Genomic DNA, 18,450 nt, shown 5'->3' on the forward strand with positions numbered 1-18,450 from the left:
TATGGCAGCAGTGGGCATCGCGTGTGGTATTGGCTTGTCAAGCTTAGGTGATGATGTAAAAACAGCGTTAACATCACCTGAAAACACACTCACATCAAAGCATGGTCTTATTGTAGATCGGGCTGTATTGGTTGGTGAATATCATGGGAGTTTACATAATTGTGAACTACCACCAACCATGCAAGCTATTGATTCACGTAATCTTCGTTTGGCATTAACTGCACTTGAAAAAATAAGAACAGATATAGATTCGCACGTTACATGCATTGATAAATCTCGTCTTGCGGTGATTGTTGGTACATCAACATCAGGTATTGCAGACAATGAGCCGATTCTTAAGCAGTATTTTGAACATAAAAATATTGCTGTGTCGTATAAAAAACAAGAAATGGGATGTTTAGCAAGAGGGTTGCAATCCTATTTAGGCTGGACAGGTATTGCTTATACTGTCTCTACAGCATGCTCATCAAGTGGAAAAGCATTTGCGTCAGGACAGCGTTTAATTGAAGCTGGACTTGCAGATGCTGTATTGGTTGGTGGAGTTGATACGTTATGTCAGTTAACTTTAAATGGTTTTAACAGTTTAGAAAGTTTGTCAAAACAACAGTGCCAACCATGTGGTCAATACCGTGATGGTATTAATATTGGAGAAGCGGCCAGTTTATTTTTACTCACAAAAGAAACGATGCCAATTATGTTGATGGGACATGGCGAATCTATGGATGCATGGCATATTTCTGCCCCGCATCCTGAAGGTCTCGGTGCACAAGATGCGATGAATAATGCTTTAAACTATGCTGGCATTACAGCATCTTATATTGATTATCTGAATTTACATGGCACGGCTACACCACAAAATGATGCAATGGAAATTCATGCTGTGCGTGAAGTTTTTGGAAAGCACAACGTACCTTTAAGTAGTACAAAACATAAAACAGGGCATTGCCTAGGTGCAGCAAGTGCACTTGAAGCCTATATTTGCTATCGAGTTTTATTAGAACAGTCATGGCTGCCTTTACATCAGTCAGGTGAAATTGATGCTCTGCTACAAGATCAAAATTATGTACGAGATTATACAGTGAGCCAACCAATACATTATGTGATGAGTAACTCCTTCGCTTTTGGCGGGAGCAATGTCAGTCTTATTTTTGGAGTATCTCAATCATGCAAGCAATAGATTATATTCCGCATCAAAAGCCCATGGTTTTTATAGATACAATTTCTCAAGTTTCTGAAAACTATATAGAAGCAACTTTAGAGATTACGTCTGATTTGATGTTTTTTCAGCAAGAAGGCCTACCGACTTGGGTGAGCATAGAAATTATGGCTCAAACAGTGAGTGCCTATGCTGGTTTTCAGGGGCATCAATCTAATCGTGCGCCAAGAATTGGCTATTTATTAGGTACCAGAAAGATGGTTTTACCCATTGCCTATTTTGCACTTGGAAAAACCTTAAAAATTCGAGCTCAACGTCAATATTTTCACGAAGGCTTAGGGCAGTTTTTGTGTGAAATAGAGTACGAAGACCATAATATTTCAGCACTGCTCAGTGTATATGAACCAGAAAAGGAATAAGTTAAATGTCAAAACGTATTTTAGTTACAGGTTCAAGTCGAGGTATAGGACGTGCAATCGCTTTACAACTTGCTACAGCAGGCTTTGACGTCACTGTACATGCTCGGTCAAACCAAACCGATGCAGATCAAGTTGCAGAGCGCATTCAACAGCTTGGTCAAGAAAGTCATGTTCTTATGTTTGATGTAAATGACCGCGCATTATGCAAGCAGTTATTGGAGCAAGACATAGAAAAACATGGTGCATTTTACGGGATTGTATTAAATGCAGGTCTAGCAAGAGATGCGGCGTTTCCTATGTTAGAAGATCGTGATTGGGATGAAGTTATTTCTACATCACTCAATGGTTTTTATAACATTATTAAACCCTTAGTTATGCCAATGATTCATCTGAGAAAAGGTGGACGTATTGTGACCATATCATCTGTGTCAGGGATTGCTGGTAATCGAGGACAAGTGAACTATAGTGCCGCCAAAGCAGGTCTCATCGGTGCAACAAAAGCGCTGTCACTTGAGCTTGCTAAACGTAAAATTACCGTAAACTGTGTTGCTCCTGGTCTCATAGAAACAGATATGATTACAGAAGAAGTGAAAGAGCACGCCATGAAAATGATCCCTATGCAACGCATGGGACATGTCGATGAAGTTGCAAGTGTTGTTAAATTTCTATGTTCAGATGAAGCATCGTACATCACTCGGCAAGTGATCTCTGTCAATGGGGGAATTGTTTAGTGAAGCGGGTTGTTGTGACAGGCATGTCGGGTATTACTTCTTTGGGTGAAAATGCAGATGATATCTTTCAACAGATAGAAGCCCAAAAAAATGGTATCCGATATATGACGGAATGGGATATTTATCCTGAATTACGTACACGCTTAGCAGGGCCTGTAGATCACTTTACTGTACCAGAACATTACACCCGTAAAGTGATGCGAAGCATGGGACGAGTTGCATTAATGTCTGTGATTAGTGCCGAAAAAGCATTGGCAGATGCGAAGTTAATTGGTCATCCCATTCTCAAAAGTGGTGAAACAGGGATTGCTTTTGGCTCATCTGCAGGAAGTGTAGATGCTGTCTGTGAAATGGGAACCATGATCCTTGACAGAAACATGGATAAAATGAATGCCACAACATACATTCGTATGATGGCACATACAAGTTTAGTCAATATAAGCGTTTATTTTGGAATTAAAGGATTATCTTTACCAACTTCAAGCGCATGTACATCGGGTTCAATGTCAATTGGCCAAGCTTTTGAAGCCATAAAGTATGGTAAGCAGACAGTAATGCTTGCAGGCGGGGCAGAAGAGTTAAGTGCACCGGGCGCTGGCGTATTTGATGTATTACTTGCAACAAGTATTATGAATGACTCGCCAGCATTATCACCGAGTCCTTTTGATGCAGATCGAGATGGTCTTGTTGTGGGTGAAGGTGCAGGCTGTTTAATCTTAGAAGAGCGTGAACATGCCTTGGCTCGTGGTGCACATATCTATGCTGAAATGATTGGCTATGGCAGTAATAGCGACGGAACACATGTAACACGTCCAAATCAGGACAGTATGGCTAAATGTATGCAATTGGCTTTAAAGTCGGCAAATTTGACAGCCGACAGTATCGATTATGTGAATGCACACGGTACAGCCACCGATCATGGTGATGTTGCAGAAACACAAGCAACACAATCTGTATTCGGTTATAAACCGATTAGCTCATTAAAAAGTTATTTTGGTCATACGCTTGGAGCCTGTGGGGCGATAGAAGCATGGCTAAGTATTGAAATGCTGCAACGGCAGAAGTTTGTGCCAACGCTTAATTTAAAAACAGTGGATCGCAGTTGTGGTAAACTTGACTATATTGTTGATCAACCACGTGATATTAAAGCAGAAACTGTTATCACGAATAATTTCGCATTTGGTGGAATTAATACATCTATGATTTTTACAATAGGGGATCGAAATGATTAAAAAAATGTGTGTGAGCATATGCCTGCTTGCTTGTGTGACAACAGCGCAAGCCGCAGATAAAATATATCACTTGAATTTTAACGATGCAGTAGAAAAAGCTGTATCTGATGGCACTTTAGATGGTTCAGTTAAGTTTTATTTAGAAAACACAAAATCGGGTGGTAAAGTACTACAAAAAGATATTATTACCAATAAAAAAACAAATGGCTTTGCTAAATCTGCGGAAGCATCATGCGATTGGGTATTACGTTCAGCATTGATTCAATTGCAAAATTCTGCCAAGCAACGTGGTGGTAATGCAGTAACAAATATTGTAAGTTATTACAAATCATCTGAAGTAAAAAGCACAACCACATATGATTGCCATAAAGGGATGGCGGTTGCTGGTGTTGCGTTAAAAGGTGACATTGTTAAATATTAATTTTTCAAAATAAGATATCAATATAGATCTTATGTGGTATCAAGAACACAGAGACGATATCATTTGGTGATATAGCAATTTAGTATTAACATTATGATGCTCATAACAGTTTATTTGTTATGGGCATCTATTTTTTAGTCGATCTTTTTAGATATGTGTGAGGCACTCGGAAATGAACAATTGTTCGAAGCTAGACACTTGTATATATAAATCATGATGTATTTGCACTATAAAAAAATCACAGATATTTTGTGTATAGAAGACACAGGAAACCTTCGTTTAAACACAGAACAACGAATGCTATTACAAGATTATAGATATCGACAGTTACAACAACATACTACACAACCATTAGATATTGAAATGAATGAGTTTGGTAAACCGGTCAGTTCACAGATCAATTTTAATCACTCTCATAGCCAAAGATATTATGCCTTGGCATATAGCCGAAGTTTGGTGAATGTAGGCGTAGATATAGAAGACTTTTCGAGAAATGTACGCATGAGAGCTTTAGCAGAACATTGTTTTCATGAAGAAGAGCTTTTACAGTGGAAGCAACTCGGTGAGGATCGTAGTTTTTGGTTTCAGGTATGGACAATCAAAGAGGCTGTTTTAAAAGCTCATAGTTTGGGTATTCGATTAAATTTAAGAACATTAAATACTCAAGCAGACCCCAATTCCTTACAAGGTATTGTTGAACATGAAAAAATTGGTCGATTTTACTATCAAAGTTTTAAATTAACAGATTCGATGCTTACTGTTGCAAGTGATGAATGTTTTAAAGTGCAGTGGGTATAATTTGTAATTAAAAAATGCGCCCTATTGATATAGAGCGCATACATGAAATACATGATTTGAAATTAATGTTTAAGGAATTGATTTGTGATCTTCATCTTCAAATTCAGGTTTCACTTGAACAATAAAGTCTTGGCGATTCAGACCACGCCATAGTGAGAACGATGTACCGATATAAATTGAAGAGTAGGTACTGACAAATACACCCACAAACATCGCAATTGAGAACCAATGTAAGCCATCACCGCCTAAAATCATCATGGCAACCACGACAAGTGTTAATGTCATTGATGTATGAACAGTACGTCTTAATGTTTCAGTCAATGCAATATCGACCACTTCAGTGGGTGATGCACCGCGAATTTTTCGGAAGTTTTCACGGATTCGGTCTGAAACCACAATGTTATCATTGAGCGAGAAACCAATAATCGCAAGTACAGCCGCCAAAACTGTTAAATCAAATGGCCATTGCATGAAAGCAAAAACGCCTAAGATGGCAATCATGTCATGAAATAATGACAAGATTGCACCCATGGCAATTTTAAATTCAAAACGAATGGTGACATATATCAGCATCAAGAACAGTGCGAGTGCGATTGCGCCTGCTGAACGTAGATACAACTCATTACCGACTTGGCCACCGACTGAATCTACTTTATGTAATGTTGCAACATTATTAGGCAGTTGGACTGCTTTAGTCAGTGTATTATTTAAGTCTTCTGTTTTGATGTCTTGCACAGGCATACGAATGATTAAATCACTGCTACTGCCCAAGGTTTGCACCACAGTATGCTGAAAGCCTGATTTTTCAAGTTGCTCAATGACTTGTTGTTGATCAACAGGCTGCTTATAAGTCACTTCAGCAGCAATACCGCCCGTAAAGTCTAAACCTAAGTTCAATCCTTTATAAGCAATAAAGAAAATACTGGCGAGCGTGATGAGAATCGACATGATTGCAGCAGGTCTTGCAATCTTCATGAACGGGATAATGCGCTCATTGTCTGATCTGCCATATTGTTTTTCAGGTTGAGGTACTTGGGTCATCATAATCTCCTTAAATACTCAACTTCTTCAAATCACGACGTTTACCGTAAATGATTTGAACAATGGCACGTGTTACTGTAATTGCAGTGAACATCGAGCAGACAATCCCGATCATTAATGTCACAGCAAAGCCTTTAATTGGACCTGAGCCAATCGCAAACAAAATAAATGCTACGATAAGCGTGGTTAGGTTCGAGTCAAAAATGGTGTTATAAGCACGGTCATAACCTGCCACAATGGCCTGTTTAGGCGATGCGCCCCATTTCATTTCTTCTCGAATTCGCTCACAAATCAGTACGTTGGCATCAACTGCCATACCAATGGTAATGACAATACCTGCAATACCTTGCAAGGTTAATGATGCACCAATCAACGACATGACACTGAGCAACATAGCCAAGTTAAAGACTAAAGCAAAATTGGCAATTAAACCGAATAAGCGGAAGAACACAATCATCCACAATGCCACTAAGATAAAGCCAACTTCTGTTGAAAGGATACCTTTATCAATGTTTTCTTGTCCAAGACTTGGTCCGACAACACGTTCTTCAACAAAGTACATTGGTGCAGCCAAAGCACCTGAACGTAGCATGAGTGATAACTCAGCAGCTTCTTGTGGTGAGCTTAAGCCTGTAATTCTAAATTGTGAGCCCAATACTTGTTGAATGGTTGCTGCATTAATTACAACAGATTCAGTATATGGCGTTCTCACTTCAGTTTGAACACCTGTGGTTGGGTCAGCAACATAAGTAATTTTTTGTTTGTTTTCAACAAAAAGTACTGCCATACGTTTACCTACAGAGGTACGTGTGGCATCAGACATCAGCTTACCACCTGCTGAGTCTAGGGTAATGTTAACTTCAGCACCGCCTGAATCTTGGCTTAAACCAAAAGATGCATTTTGAACGCGTTCACCAGTTAAGATGCGGCTACGCTGTAATAAAATGTCCTTTCCGCTATTGAGTGACTGATAGGCAAAAACTTCTGTACCAGCAGGTAATGGCTGGTCATTGTATTTCCCTGTATACGGATTAATGTATTGCTCATTTTGCGTTGCAACTAAGCGGAACTCAAGGTTTGCAGTACGACCTAAGACACGTTTCGCTTCTGCAGTATCTTGGACACCTGGCAATTCAACCACAATACGGTTGCCGCCTTCAGTTTGTACTACAGCTTCAGCAACACCAAGTTCATTAATACGATTACGTAATGTTGTTAAATTTTGGTTAACCGCATAAGACTGAATTTCTTGTCGACGTGCATCGGTATATACCAAACGAAGCGTTGGTCCAGCATCTGTTGCCAAGGCTTGTTGTGTGTATTCATTGCCGTTACGACGTAAGAAACCCATGGCATTATCACGATCTACATTGTCTGCAAATTGGATCGTGATGGCATTGCCATTTAACGCAATATTGTTAAATTTTACGTTGTTGTCACGGAACTGACGACGTAAATCGTTGCTTGACGTATCCATACGCTGAGCAATCGCTTTATCCATATCCACTTCTAACAAGAAATGAACACCACCACGTAAATCCAGCCCGAGTTTCATTGGTTTAGCACCAATTTTTTGTAACCAAAGCGGAGTGGTTGGCGCTAAATTCAGTGCGACAACATAATTTTCACCTAAGCCACGGCGTAACGCATCTTGTGCTTTAAGCTGTGTGCCAGTATTACTCACACGTAACAAGGCAGCATTATTACTAAAGCTGTTGTCATGACTTTCGATATTTTGGGTTTTTAAAATTTGCTCTGCTTTTTGCAACACAGACTGGTCGATGGTTGTACCAGCCTTTGCCCCTGAAATTTGAACAGCAGGTTCATCAGGATACAAACTTGGCAGTGCGTATAATGTACTGATAATCAAAACCACAATAATCAGTAAATATTTCCATGCTGGGTAACGCATTTGCGATCTTCTTAATAATAGAAAGTCGTACAACTGCACGACTTAAAAGAAAAAATTAAAGGCTATCTAATGTACCTTCAGGTAAGACGGATACAACGCTTGCACGTTGGATTTTTAGATCTACACCACGGCTCATTTCTACAACAGCATAATCGCCTTCAATTTTCGTAATACGACCCATTAAACCGCCTGCAAAAACTACTTCACTGCCTACGCCTAAGCTTTCAATCAAACTGCGGTGTTCTTTTGCACGCTTAGATTGTGGACGCCAAATTAAAAAGTAAAAAATAGCAACAAAAACAACGATCATGCCAACATTAGCAATTAAACTTGGTTGTTGTGCAGCGCCTTCTGCGGCGTGAGCAGTAGAAATAAACAGGCTCATTCGAATTTCCTAAAAATAATATAAATCAAAAAAAATGCTTGATTGGTTAAGCAATGTACCTTGTCTTGCAGTCAAGCGCAAATGCTGACGCACTACTCAGTTGGACAAGGCGGAACGCTTAAACCACGACGCTGATAAAAATCTTCGACAAATGCATCAAACGTTCCAGCATCAAGCGCATCACGCATGGACTCGGTTAAACGTAAGTAATAACGTAAGTTATGTATGGTGCCTAACATTGAGGCCAACATTTCACCACATTTTTCTAAATGATATAGATAAGCACGGGTAAAGTTTTGGCATGTATAACAATCACAATGTGGATCAAGTGGACCTTGATCATGGCGATATTTACTATTGCGAATACGGACTAATCCGTCTGTCACAAAATAATGACCATTACGTGCATTTCGTGTTGGCATGACACAATCAAACATATCCACCCCACGACGTACAGCTTCAACAATGTCCTCAGGCTTACCAACACCCATCAAATAACGGGGTTTATCTTCAGGCATTTTGGCAGGTAAGTAGTCTAAGACCTTAATCATTTCATCTTTTGGCTCGCCAACAGACAAGCCACCAATGGCATAACCATCAAAGTCGATGTCTAATAAACCTTTTAATGACTCATCACGTAAGTCTTCATACATACCACCTTGAATAATACCAAACAGTGCATTGGGATTGGCATTATTGACATGCGCTGTTTTACAGCGTTTAGCCCAGCGTAAGCTCAGTTGTAATGAGTCTTGTGCTTGCGCATGTGTGGCAGGATAGGGCGTACACTCATCAAAAATCATGACAATATCTGAATTGAGCGTTTGCTGGATTTCCATAGAAATTTCAGGCGAAAGAAATACTTTTGAACCATCAATTGGTGAGCGGAAAGTTACACCTTCTTCTTTAATTTTGCGCATCGCGCCTAAGCTAAAGACTTGAAAACCGCCTGAATCAGTCAGAATGGGTTTATCCCATTTCATAAATTGATGTAAACCGCCATGTTCTTTAATGACCTCAAGACCTGGGCGTAAATAAAGATGAAAGGTATTGCCCAAAATAATTTGTGCTTCAATCTCTTTGATATCACGAGGTAGCATTCCTTTAACTGTGCCATATGTTCCAACTGGCATAAAAATAGGAGTTTCTACCACACCATGCGCTAATGTGAGTCGTCCACGGCGTGCACGACCTGATTGAGCTAATTTTTCAAACTTCATATACAATCCAAATCAAGGCGAAAGAACAGTTCGCTGATGTTTATCATAAAAAATGTAGATTTTAAGAAGGCAATATTTTCCTTAATTATTGCGTGATGTGCTAGCGTTAATTGAACCGTTTTGTAAGAAAAGCGTACGTGATCTTCAATACAACGCAATGACATACCCGTTTTTAAATACTTCCAGTAGTGCTACATTCAGTCGAAGCACGTTTTTGATCAATCAGCATGGCATCACCATAACTAAAGAAACGGTATTTTTCTTTCACAGCATGTTCATACGCAGATAAAATACTTTGACGATCAGATACAGCAGAAACCAACATCAGTAATGTCGATTCAGGTAAGTGAAAGTTGGTGATTAATCGATCGACTACACAGAAGGTATAACCTGGATAAATAAAAATTTGCGTGTCACCCGTCCATGCTTTTAATTCACCGCCGTGTGCTTGGGCAGCGCTTTCTACAGCACGTGTGGCTGTTGTACCTACAGAGATGACTTGATTGCCCGTTGCTTTGGTGTGCAAGATGCGTTGTACCGTGCTTTCAGGAACATCACACCACTCACTATGCATAATATGGTGTGCAATATCATCAGTACGAACAGGTAAAAATGTGCCTGCACCTACATGCAAAGTCACAAACGTGGTTTGAATTCCTTTTTCTGCCAATTGATCCAATAATTTTTGGTCAAAATGCAAGCTGGCCGTGGGAGCAGCAACACTTGCAAGCTTACTTGGGTCATTAAACACAGTTTGATAGCGCTCGGTATCAATGTCTTCAGCTTCACGGTTAAAATAGGGCGGAATAGGCAACTGACCATACTGATCAAGTACATCTAATATTGGCGCTGAAAATTCCACAATATATAAGTTATCTTGTCGACCTTGTACAGTAACTTGTACATCAGCGTCTCCAATATATAATTTTGCACCTGCTTTGGGTGAGTTACTTGATTTAATATGGCAATGTGCAATAAAACGATCTTGCATACGCTCAACCAATATTTCAATGGCACCGCCTGTTTCGCGTTTACCTTTGAGGCGCGCTTTCATCACTTTGGTGTCATTGAGTACCAAAAGGTCACCAGGGTGAAGTAAATCTAAGATATCCGTGAAAACACGGTCATGATAAGCACCTGAAGCATCAAGGTGAAGTAAACGCGATGCACTGCGTTCATTTAATGGATAACGAGCAATAAGCTCATCTGGAAGATCAAAATTGAAATCAGAAAGTTGCATAATGAGGACAAAGACTAAATTTTTGTCATTATAAACGCTTTATTGATGCCATGTGAAATGACATTTAAAGTTCAAGTGTTTTAAAAACAAACAAAAAACTTCAAGATGAATTGACAACATAATTAAAACGAGTACTATACAACCCCATAGACCATACTTTTCCCGAGGTGGTGAAATTGGTAGACGCGGTGGACTCAAAATCCACTGTCAGAGATGACGTGTCGGTTCGAGTCCGACCCTCGGGACCATAATTTGGTAAATAGATCACCCAAGACAAATAATGTTTTGGGTTTTTTTATGCCTGTTTTTTATATATTGATGTGTTCTAAATTCTTGTGAAAATTCGACTAAAATCGCTTGTCTACTTGCTGTCAGGTTGCTGTCAGGTTGCTGTCGGGTCATTGTCATATAAGTGTCGTGTTGATCTATATAATAAATGATCATAGTGTACGTACCGATTTATATTGAGTCAGACAATGAATAAAATTAAACAACAGCGTTTACAACATGCATGGTCTCAAGAGCAGCTCGCTGAAATGACAGCACTGAGTGTGAGAACCATTCAACGGGTGGAAAATGGCGATAAAGCAAGCCTTGAAACATTAAGTGCTTTAGCTGCGGTATTTCAAGTTAGTGTTCATGAGTTAACTGATGACATACATGAACATGCTCCATCTTCTGAATTTGCAATTGATCATAAGCTTCGTACTCTTGAAGATCGCGTTAATCAAGAGCTTCGGTTTTACTCGGTATTAACAAGCTATGTGTTGGTGTGTGGTGGTTTGATGCTCACCAATTATTTTTTTACACCACATCTGTATTGGTCATTGTGGCCAACCATATGTTGGGGGGCAACCATGTTATTTGCTTGGTTAAGAATTTTTGTATTTAATCAAAGCATGACTGTATGGAAACAAAAGCGTATGCAGACGTTATTACGGAAGTAAAAATGGATCACAAAAAAACCTTGGCATCATTGCCAAGGTTTTTTTGTATTGGACACAACACAATTACATAAAAAGGTTTTATAATGTGGCTTTAGAAAATTGAGTGTATGCTTCAATGGATCAAAACAATAAAATTATTCCATGTTCTTTTGAGCAGCATGCAGATGCCATATTAGCTATTTTTAATGATGCTATTCTTCATTCAACGGCATTATATGAGTATCAAGAGCGTTCATTACATCAAATTAAAGATTGGTTTTTAGCAAAACAAGCAGCCCATTTTCCTGTAATTGGTATTGAAAATACAGCAGGAGAGCTGATGGGCTTTGCAAGCTATGGCATGTTTAGAGCCTTTCCTGCCAATCAATTTACAGTTGAACATTCGATTTATGTCGATCAAGCGTATCGCGGACAAGGGTTGGGGCGTATTTTACTAGAAGCAATTATTGCTGAAGCAAAAAACAACAATATGCATGTCATGATTGGCGGTATCGATGCGACAAATCAAGGCAGTATTATTTTGCATGAAAAGCTCGGTTTTGAGCATGCAGGCACACTAAAAGAAGTGGCCTTTAAATTTGATCGTTGGCTTGATTTGGCATTCTATCAACTGATTTTATCCGATGAGTTAAACCTACACAAAAAAAGCTATTAAATATTTGATATAGAACATTATTTTTAATCTAATAAATAGTTCTAATTAATCTACAAAACATAAGGCTATAATGATAGACTGCCATTCTATTATAAAGTGTAAGGAAGTGATTCATTATTTGATTTTTTTGTAAAAAGTGTTGACACTGATGGTGTGAGCTTCTCTCACCTCAAAACAAAAAAACAAAAATGAGAGGATACCCGTATGACCATATTGATGTCATCTGCAGAGCAGCATAGTGATCCACTATATTGCACAGAGAAAGGCTTAACAGAGATTTCAATACTTAAAAGCAAAGTTGAAAAATTCTTAAAACAAATTAAAACACTTTTAAAGGTAGATACAGCTGTTTGTGCGTTTTCTAAAGAGTCACATGTTTGGCTAAGCGATGGCTTTGAGCTTTTAAAAGCTGTGTCAGTACCAAATACATTTTTTGCATCGTTAGAGCGTGTACACGCAAAAAAAGAAATTTTTTTGATGACGCATCCGCATTATATTTGTTATCAATCCGTAGTGACAAGCCATTTGTGTGCTTCAAATCGCCTGATTGCTTTTCCTTTGCATGACAGCAAAAATCGCTGTTTGGGGCATATTTTTTGTTTTGATCAAGACAGTGAAGGTTTCGATTTGGCCATCGCAAGCATAGTATATGAACTATGTGATAGCTTTATTGAGCAGATTGAGTTGCAGCAAAATCATGCTGATTTAAAAGAAAAGTATCAGCAGGTTGCAACGCTCAACTTTAACCAAACTAAGTTTTTACAAGTGATTGCACATGATTTACGTGCTCCATTTCATGGCATTTTGGGTTTTTCTGAGGTTTTAGCTGATGAGTATGACTCACTTGATCAAGCAAGTATCCAAAACATTTCGAGCTATTTAAACGACACAGCAAAAGCAACGTTTGATTTATTAGAAAATTTACTCAATTGGGCGATGTCAGAAGGTGGGCGTTTTGTATATCACCCCATTTATTTTAATTTAAAGCAATCTAGCCAAATTGTGACCAGTGTGCTCAGCAGCTTAGCGCTCAGTAAAAATATTGAGTTAATTGATCAAATTCCAAAAGATATTCTTGTCTATGCTGACATTAATATGATGACTTCGGTTTTACAAAACCTTGTTTCTAATGCGCTGAAATTTACAGCACAAGATGGCACAGGCAAAGTAATTATTTCTGCACAGCGGGTTGGACAAGAGGTGGTATTTTTGGTCAGTGATACTGGCTTGGGAATGGATCCTGAACAGCAAAAAATGATTTTTGAGCCAAAACTACGAACCACACTAAAAGGTACAGGTGGTGAAAAAGGTACAGGGCTTGGGCTTGTATTATGCAAACGTTTTGTTGATATCAATCATGGACAAATTAAAGTGGAATCACAAAAAGGCATGGGAACTACGTTTACTGTTCAATTGCCAGCTGAGGAATATATTTTAACGCAAGAAGATTTAACTTATATTCATGCGTAATGTGATAAAAACTAAAAAAGATGAAAGACAAAACGCTGAAACTATTTTATGGTAAATCTGTCATGGGGAGTTAGGCAGATGATATGGACCAACAACAACTAGAAAAAACTTTACGTGCCAGTATATATGCAACGCAAGTTTATGCGTTGTATCAGGCACAACTTGAACAAGATCATCAGCAGCATTCTTATTCAAAATATCTAAGCACTGAAGAGATTTTTCAGTGCGCAGCATCGCATGTAAAAGACATTACAGATGAAATGACATGGATGAAAGCGTTACGTATTTTACGTGCACGGCTGATGTTTCGATGGATTTGGCAAGATGCAAATCAATTAATTGATGTCCAAACTTTAACTCGTGAATTGTCTGATTTTGCAGATGCAGCAATACAATTGGCAATATCATTTGCACGTTTGCCTTTGGTTGAAAAATATGGTGAACCCATCAGCTATGATGGCGAATTACAAGAATTTATTGTTATTGCAATGGGTAAGCTTGGGGCACAAGAGTTAAATCTATCAAGCGATATTGATTTAATTTTTGCATATGATGCTCAAGGTGAAACTTCAGGTCGAAAAAAAATAGATATTCAGCAGTTTTTTATTTTGTGGGGACAAAAGCTGATTTATTTATTAGACCATGTGACAGCAGATGGCTTTATTTTTCGTGTAGATATGCGTTTACGGCCGTGGGGAGATGGTTCACCATTGGCGCTCAGTTATGCCGCTTTAGAAAAATATTTAATTCAACATGGCCGTGAATGGGAACGTTATGCATGGATTAAAGCAAGAGCGGTGACTGGTGGTCAACAAGCTGCACAACTGTTACAGATGACAAGGCCTTTTGTATTTCGCCGTTATGTCGATTATTCTGCGTTTGAAGCCATGCGCGATATGAAAGCTTTAATTGAGCGTGAAGTTACACGCCGTCAGTTGCAAGATGACATTAAGCTTGGTGCCGGAGGGATTCGAGAAGTTGAATTTATTGTTCAGGTTTTTCAGCTGATCTACGGTGGTTCCAAAACGGAGTTACAAGATCGGCAGTGTTTAGTCAATTTAAACCACTTGGCCAAGGCTGAATTATTAACATCACAAGAAGTCAATGAACTGACCACAGCATATCTTTTCTTACGCCGTATTGAACATGCTATTCAGGCCTTGAATGATCAGCAAACCCAAGCCTTACCTGTGGATGATGAACTACGCCAACGTATGATTGATACATTGGCATTTACAAGTTGGTCTGAATTTATTGCGGTATTAAATCAGCAACGCCAAATTGTAAATAATCAATTTAAAAAACTCATTCAAGATAAATCCGTGGCAGATGAGCCGATTCAAGGACGTAATTTAGAATATGACTTACAGCACGCTTTAGATCCAGACAGCTATCAAGTGGTTGAGCGCTTTTGGTCAGGGCATGCAATTAAAAAACTGCCTGCCAAAGCGATTGAACGTTTAAAAGTCTTTTGGCCCTTATGCATTGAGCTGGTGTTAAAGCTTGATCATCCTGATGTGGCATTGCTGCGTTTAATGCCACTCATTGAATCAGTTATGCGTCGCACTGTATATTTGGTGATGCTGATTGAAAGCCGTGGTGCTCTACAGCGACTGGTCAAAATGGCAGAAGTAAGCCCATGGATTTGTGAAGAACTGACACAATACCCCGTTTTGTTAGATGAGTTTTTATCTACTGATTTTGAACTGCCACACAGGCAAGATTTGCAAGATACCTTACGCCATCAACTGCTACGTATAGAAGTTGATCAGGTTGAAGATCAAATGCGTATATTACGCTTATTCAAAAAAAGCTCGGTATTAAATGTTGCTGCAAGTGATGTGCTTGCAGAAAGCCCATTAATGAAAGTGTCTGATGCATTGACTGACATTGCTGAAGTTTGTGTTCAAGCAACATTACATTTGGCCTATCAGGCTGTTGCACGCCGTTATGGATATCCCTTACATCAGCACGGTCAGCGTTGTACGCTCGATCATAATGGCTTTATTGTTGTTGGATATGGCAAGCTAGGTGGCATTGAACTAGGCTATGGCTCAGATTTAGATGTGGTATTTATTCATCAACTTGAAGAACAAGCCGATACAGATGGAACAAAACGTATATCAGGTTTCGAATTTGCACTTAAAGTGGCACAACGCTTTATGTCGTTAATGACCACACAGACCTTAGATGGTCGAGTTTATGAAATTGATACAAGGTTAAGACCGTCAGGAGAGGCAGGCGTACTTGTGACCAGTTTACGTGCCTATCAACGTTATCAGTTACATAATGCATGGTTATGGGAACATCAAGCTTTAGTGCGAGCGCGTTGTATAGCAGGGGATGTGCAATTACGTGAGCAATTTGAACAACTTCGCTGTGACATTTTAACTCAGCCACGAGATGTAAATGTTGTACGGCAAGAGGTTTTAAATATGCGTGAAAAGATGAAATCTCACCTTGGCTCAACCGAACAGCAAAAAAAATCTGGTATTTTTCATTTAAAACAGGACGCAGGTGGTATCGTTGATATCGAATTTATGGCACAGTATGTTGTGTTGGTATGGAGCGGGGCAAAAGCAGATCTTGCCCGCTATTCTGACAATGTTCGAATCTTAGAAGATGCTGCAACACTTGGTTATCTATCCAAAACCGAGGCGCAGAACTTGATTCAAGCTTATTTGAGTGAACGAGCTGAAAGCCACCGTTTAGCGCTTGCAAATCATAATATGCAAGTCAATGCTACGGATTGGCAACCTACCCGCGATATCGTTTGCAATTTATGGCACAGATTAATTGATCCAATCGCGTAAGCGATGGATAGTAGACAATAATGTAAAATTTGGAGTAGATGTCATGAATCTGGCTGATCGTGATGGTTTTATTTGGCAAGATGGACAGTTAATTGATTGGCGTGAAGCAAAAGTCCACGTATTAACGCATACATTGCACTATAGCATGGGTGTTTTTGAGGGTGTACGCGCCTACGAAACAGATAAAGGCCCTGCAATTTTTCGTTTAAAAGACCACACAAAGCGTTTATTAAATTCTGCAAAAATTTATCAAATGAAAGCAACATTTGATCAAGCAACACTTGAGCAAGCACAGATTGATGTGGTGCGCGCCAATGCGTTGAAATCGTGCTATTTACGTCCATTCATTTGGATTGGTTCTGAAAAACTAGGTATTGCCTCAACAGATAATACAATCCACACCGCTGTTGCTGCATGGAGCTGGGGTTCTTACCTTGGCGATGAAGCGATGGAAAAAGGGATTCGTGTTAAAACATCATCATTTACGCATCATCATCCTAATGTGACTATGTGCAAAGCAAAAGCATGTGGTAATTACACAGTCTCTATCTTGGCACATCAAGAAGTAGCGCACTCAGGTTATGACGAAGCCATGCTGATGGATCCACAAGGTTTTGTTTGCCAAGGCTCAGGCGAAAACGTATTTTTAATCCAAGATGGCGTGTTACATACCCCTGATTTAGCTGGTGGTGCATTAGATGGGATTACCCGTCAAACCATCATTACTATTGCACAAGACTTAGGTTATAAAGTGGTTGAGCGTCGTATTACGCGTGATGAATTTTATATCGCTGATGAAGCATTCTTCACTGGAACAGCTGCTGAAGTTACACCAATTCGTGAATATGATGACCGTGTTATTGGTTCAGGAACACGTGGTCCGATCACAACTGAAATTCAAAAAACATTCTTTGATGCAGTAAAAGGCAAAAATCCAAAGTATGCACATTGGTTAACTTACGTGAACTAATCAAATTCAGGTACTATAGGGCGAAACTTAGGTTTCGCTTTTTTTATGCAAAGGAATGGGGCATGCAAGTAATTTATATCAGTGATGGTAAAGCCGGGCATCGTTCACAAGCTTTAGGTTTATTTGCTGCATTAAAACGTCAATATTTAGCTGCAGAATTTTTAGAGATTGGCATTGATAAGGTGTCATATCGAGACTTACTCACAGCAATGTTTTCACGCACCTTGCCATCTATTTTAAATTCACCTGATGTCATTATCTCAGTAGGCAGCCATACGCATTTGAAAGCATGGCTACTTGGGAAAATTTACTCAAAAGCAAAAACTATTGTCATGATGAAGCCAAGCTTACCACTTGCATGTTTTGATTATGCCATCATCCCAGCACATGATGGGATAACAGGGAAAAATGTGATTGTGACTGAAGGGGCATTAAATCCAATTGTTAACCAACAGCGCCATCAAAAAAATAGAATTTTAATTGCATTGGGTGGCAGTTCAAAGCGGCATCAGTGGTCAGATGAGCAGGTCATACACAGCGTAAAACAAATTATTGCTCAGCATAGCGATGCTCAAATTATAATTACCTCTTCTCGCCGTACCCCCAAAGCATTTTTTACACAGCTAAGTTCAGATGTGGCAGATCAGCATGTGACGCTTTGTCCAGTTGAAGACACACCTACAGGCTGGATTTTTGAACAAATGCAATTGGCAGAAGCAGTCTGGATTACAGAAGACAGTATTTCGATGTTATATGAAGCCTTAACTGCAGGGTGCCGAGTCGGTGTGATCGGATTAACACGACTAAAAGATGACCGTATAACTCAAGCAATTGACCGTTTGAAAGCCAAAAACTATATCAGTGCCCAAACATCAATAACAGCTTTAGCTCAAGCCGCTACTTTGCATGAAGCTGATAAGGTGGTGACGTGTATGCAATTAACTTCAGCGAATTGCGTTGATTGTGGATGAATGAACTGTTTTAACAACAAACTCAGAGTGTGGTAAAGTAAAAGCCATTACAGATGTGCTGTGTTTTTT

The 18,450-nt window shown here is 39.3% G+C and carries 17 protein-coding genes and 1 tRNA gene; 13 read left to right on the forward strand and 5 right to left on the reverse strand.

What is annotated here, in order from left to right; translation table 11 throughout:
- The first annotated feature begins 1 nt into the window (after window position 1).
- The 6 genes from CFY84_RS09175 to CFY84_RS09200 all read left to right on the forward strand — a co-directional run bounded on the left by CFY84_RS09175 (window position 2) and on the right by CFY84_RS09200 (window position 4,757).
- Entirely contained in the window at window positions 2–1,177 is a 1,176-nt protein-coding gene (locus CFY84_RS09175; RefSeq protein WP_088823961.1) for a beta-ketoacyl-[acyl-carrier-protein] synthase family protein, read from the forward strand.
- Window positions 1,165–1,575, forward strand: a complete 411-nt coding sequence (locus CFY84_RS09180; RefSeq protein ID WP_088823963.1) for an ApeP family dehydratase — start codon at window positions 1,165–1,167, stop codon at window positions 1,573–1,575. Before CFY84_RS09175 ends, CFY84_RS09180 begins: the two co-directional genes overlap by 13 nt.
- Window positions 1,576–1,580: 5 nt before the next feature.
- Complete coding sequence (locus tag CFY84_RS09185) at window positions 1,581–2,306, forward strand: 3-ketoacyl-ACP reductase FabG2 (RefSeq protein WP_088823965.1); 726 nt, start codon at window positions 1,581–1,583, stop codon at window positions 2,304–2,306.
- Window positions 2,306–3,538 (forward strand): beta-ketoacyl-ACP synthase, encoded by a 1,233-nt coding sequence (locus CFY84_RS09190; protein WP_088823967.1) that lies wholly within the window; start codon window positions 2,306–2,308, stop codon window positions 3,536–3,538. Before CFY84_RS09185 ends, CFY84_RS09190 begins: the two co-directional genes overlap by 1 nt.
- Complete coding sequence (locus CFY84_RS09195) at window positions 3,531–3,959, forward strand: excinuclease (protein WP_088823969.1); 429 nt, start codon at window positions 3,531–3,533, stop codon at window positions 3,957–3,959. The genes CFY84_RS09190 and CFY84_RS09195 overlap by 8 nt, the downstream gene beginning before the upstream one ends.
- A 213-nt stretch (window positions 3,960–4,172) precedes the next feature.
- Window positions 4,173–4,757: a 4'-phosphopantetheinyl transferase family protein gene (locus tag CFY84_RS09200; protein WP_088823971.1), complete on the forward strand. Its 585-nt coding sequence runs from the start codon at window positions 4,173–4,175 to the stop codon at window positions 4,755–4,757.
- Between the two features lie 69 nt (window positions 4,758–4,826).
- On the opposite strand, the gene secF is transcribed toward CFY84_RS09200, so the two are convergent.
- The 5 genes from secF to queA all read right to left on the reverse strand — a co-directional run bounded on the left by secF (window position 4,827) and on the right by queA (window position 10,555).
- Window positions 4,827–5,801, reverse strand: a complete 975-nt coding sequence (gene secF, locus CFY84_RS09205) for a protein translocase subunit SecF (RefSeq protein ID WP_088823973.1) — start codon at window positions 5,799–5,801, stop codon at window positions 4,827–4,829.
- A gap of 7 nt (window positions 5,802–5,808) precedes the next feature.
- Window positions 5,809–7,710, reverse strand: a complete 1,902-nt coding sequence (secD, locus tag CFY84_RS09210; protein ID WP_088823974.1) for a protein translocase subunit SecD — start codon at window positions 7,708–7,710, stop codon at window positions 5,809–5,811.
- 55 nt (window positions 7,711–7,765) lie between these two features.
- Window positions 7,766–8,095: a preprotein translocase subunit YajC gene (gene yajC / locus CFY84_RS09215; protein WP_088823976.1), complete on the reverse strand. Its 330-nt coding sequence runs from the start codon at window positions 8,093–8,095 to the stop codon at window positions 7,766–7,768.
- A 92-nt stretch (window positions 8,096–8,187) separates the two neighbouring features.
- Window positions 8,188–9,315 (reverse strand): tRNA guanosine(34) transglycosylase Tgt, encoded by a 1,128-nt coding sequence (gene tgt, locus CFY84_RS09220; protein ID WP_088823978.1) that lies wholly within the window; start codon window positions 9,313–9,315, stop codon window positions 8,188–8,190.
- Between the two features lie 172 nt (window positions 9,316–9,487).
- On the reverse strand, window positions 9,488–10,555 hold the full coding sequence (queA, locus tag CFY84_RS09225; protein WP_088823980.1) for a tRNA preQ1(34) S-adenosylmethionine ribosyltransferase-isomerase QueA: 1,068 nt from the start codon (window positions 10,553–10,555) through the stop codon (window positions 9,488–9,490).
- 161 nt (window positions 10,556–10,716) lie between these two features.
- On the opposite strand from queA, the gene CFY84_RS09230 reads away from it, so the two are divergent.
- The 7 genes from CFY84_RS09230 (at window position 10,717) to CFY84_RS09260 (ending at window position 18,381) form a co-directional block, all read left to right on the forward strand.
- Window positions 10,717–10,803 (forward strand) — tRNA-Leu (locus CFY84_RS09230).
- A gap of 228 nt (window positions 10,804–11,031) precedes the next feature.
- Window positions 11,032–11,502, forward strand: coding sequence for a helix-turn-helix domain-containing protein (locus CFY84_RS09235; protein ID WP_088823982.1), 471 nt, complete (start codon window positions 11,032–11,034; stop codon window positions 11,500–11,502).
- A gap of 103 nt (window positions 11,503–11,605) precedes the next feature.
- A complete protein-coding gene (locus tag CFY84_RS09240) occupies window positions 11,606–12,157 on the forward strand; it encodes a GNAT family N-acetyltransferase (protein ID WP_213062831.1) in 552 nt (183 codons plus the stop codon).
- A 204-nt stretch (window positions 12,158–12,361) separates the two neighbouring features.
- On the forward strand, window positions 12,362–13,627 hold the full coding sequence (locus CFY84_RS09245; protein WP_228149631.1) for a sensor histidine kinase: 1,266 nt from the start codon (window positions 12,362–12,364) through the stop codon (window positions 13,625–13,627).
- A gap of 83 nt (window positions 13,628–13,710) precedes the next feature.
- Window positions 13,711–16,440: a bifunctional [glutamate--ammonia ligase]-adenylyl-L-tyrosine phosphorylase/[glutamate--ammonia-ligase] adenylyltransferase gene (gene glnE, locus CFY84_RS09250; protein ID WP_088823988.1), complete on the forward strand. Its 2,730-nt coding sequence runs from the start codon at window positions 13,711–13,713 to the stop codon at window positions 16,438–16,440.
- 43 nt (window positions 16,441–16,483) lie between these two features.
- Window positions 16,484–17,410, forward strand: a complete 927-nt coding sequence (locus CFY84_RS09255) for a branched-chain amino acid transaminase (protein ID WP_088823990.1) — start codon at window positions 16,484–16,486, stop codon at window positions 17,408–17,410.
- Between the two features lie 62 nt (window positions 17,411–17,472).
- Window positions 17,473–18,381 carry a mitochondrial fission ELM1 family protein gene (locus CFY84_RS09260; RefSeq protein ID WP_088823991.1) on the forward strand — a complete coding sequence of 303 codons (909 nt, stop codon included), beginning with the start codon at window positions 17,473–17,475 and terminating at the stop codon, window positions 18,379–18,381.
- Window positions 18,382–18,450 lie beyond the last annotated feature (69 nt).

Origin of the sequence: Acinetobacter apis, assembly GCF_900197575.1 — a bacterium.
Classification (GTDB): domain Bacteria; phylum Pseudomonadota; class Gammaproteobacteria; order Pseudomonadales; family Moraxellaceae; genus Acinetobacter; species Acinetobacter apis.

Excerpts from the sequence above, each read along its gene's own strand:
- CFY84_RS09175 (WP_088823961.1), top strand. The coding sequence starts at position 2 with ATGGCAGCAGTGGGCATCGCGTGTGGTATTGGCTTGTCAAGCTTAGGT.
- CFY84_RS09180 (WP_088823963.1), top strand. The coding sequence starts at position 1,165 with ATGCAAGCAATAGATTATATTCCGCATCAAAAGCCCATGGTTTTTATA.
- CFY84_RS09185 (WP_088823965.1), top strand. The coding sequence starts at position 1,581 with ATGTCAAAACGTATTTTAGTTACAGGTTCAAGTCGAGGTATAGGACGT.
- CFY84_RS09195 (WP_088823969.1), top strand. The coding sequence starts at position 3,531 with ATGATTAAAAAAATGTGTGTGAGCATATGCCTGCTTGCTTGTGTGACA.
- CFY84_RS09200 (WP_088823971.1), top strand. The coding sequence starts at position 4,173 with ATGATGTATTTGCACTATAAAAAAATCACAGATATTTTGTGTATAGAA.
- secF (WP_088823973.1), bottom strand. The coding sequence starts at position 5,801 with ATGATGACCCAAGTACCTCAACCTGAAAAACAATATGGCAGATCAGAC.
- secD (WP_088823974.1), bottom strand. The coding sequence starts at position 7,710 with ATGCGTTACCCAGCATGGAAATATTTACTGATTATTGTGGTTTTGATT.
- yajC (WP_088823976.1), bottom strand. The coding sequence starts at position 8,095 with ATGAGCCTGTTTATTTCTACTGCTCACGCCGCAGAAGGCGCTGCACAA.
- tgt (WP_088823978.1), bottom strand. The coding sequence starts at position 9,315 with ATGAAGTTTGAAAAATTAGCTCAATCAGGTCGTGCACGCCGTGGACGA.
- queA (WP_088823980.1), bottom strand. The coding sequence starts at position 10,555 with ATGCAACTTTCTGATTTCAATTTTGATCTTCCAGATGAGCTTATTGCT.
- CFY84_RS09235 (WP_088823982.1), top strand. The coding sequence starts at position 11,032 with ATGAATAAAATTAAACAACAGCGTTTACAACATGCATGGTCTCAAGAG.
- CFY84_RS09245 (WP_228149631.1), top strand. The coding sequence starts at position 12,362 with ATGACCATATTGATGTCATCTGCAGAGCAGCATAGTGATCCACTATAT.
- glnE (WP_088823988.1), top strand. The coding sequence starts at position 13,711 with ATGGACCAACAACAACTAGAAAAAACTTTACGTGCCAGTATATATGCA.
- CFY84_RS09255 (WP_088823990.1), top strand. The coding sequence starts at position 16,484 with ATGAATCTGGCTGATCGTGATGGTTTTATTTGGCAAGATGGACAGTTA.
- CFY84_RS09260 (WP_088823991.1), top strand. The coding sequence starts at position 17,473 with ATGCAAGTAATTTATATCAGTGATGGTAAAGCCGGGCATCGTTCACAA.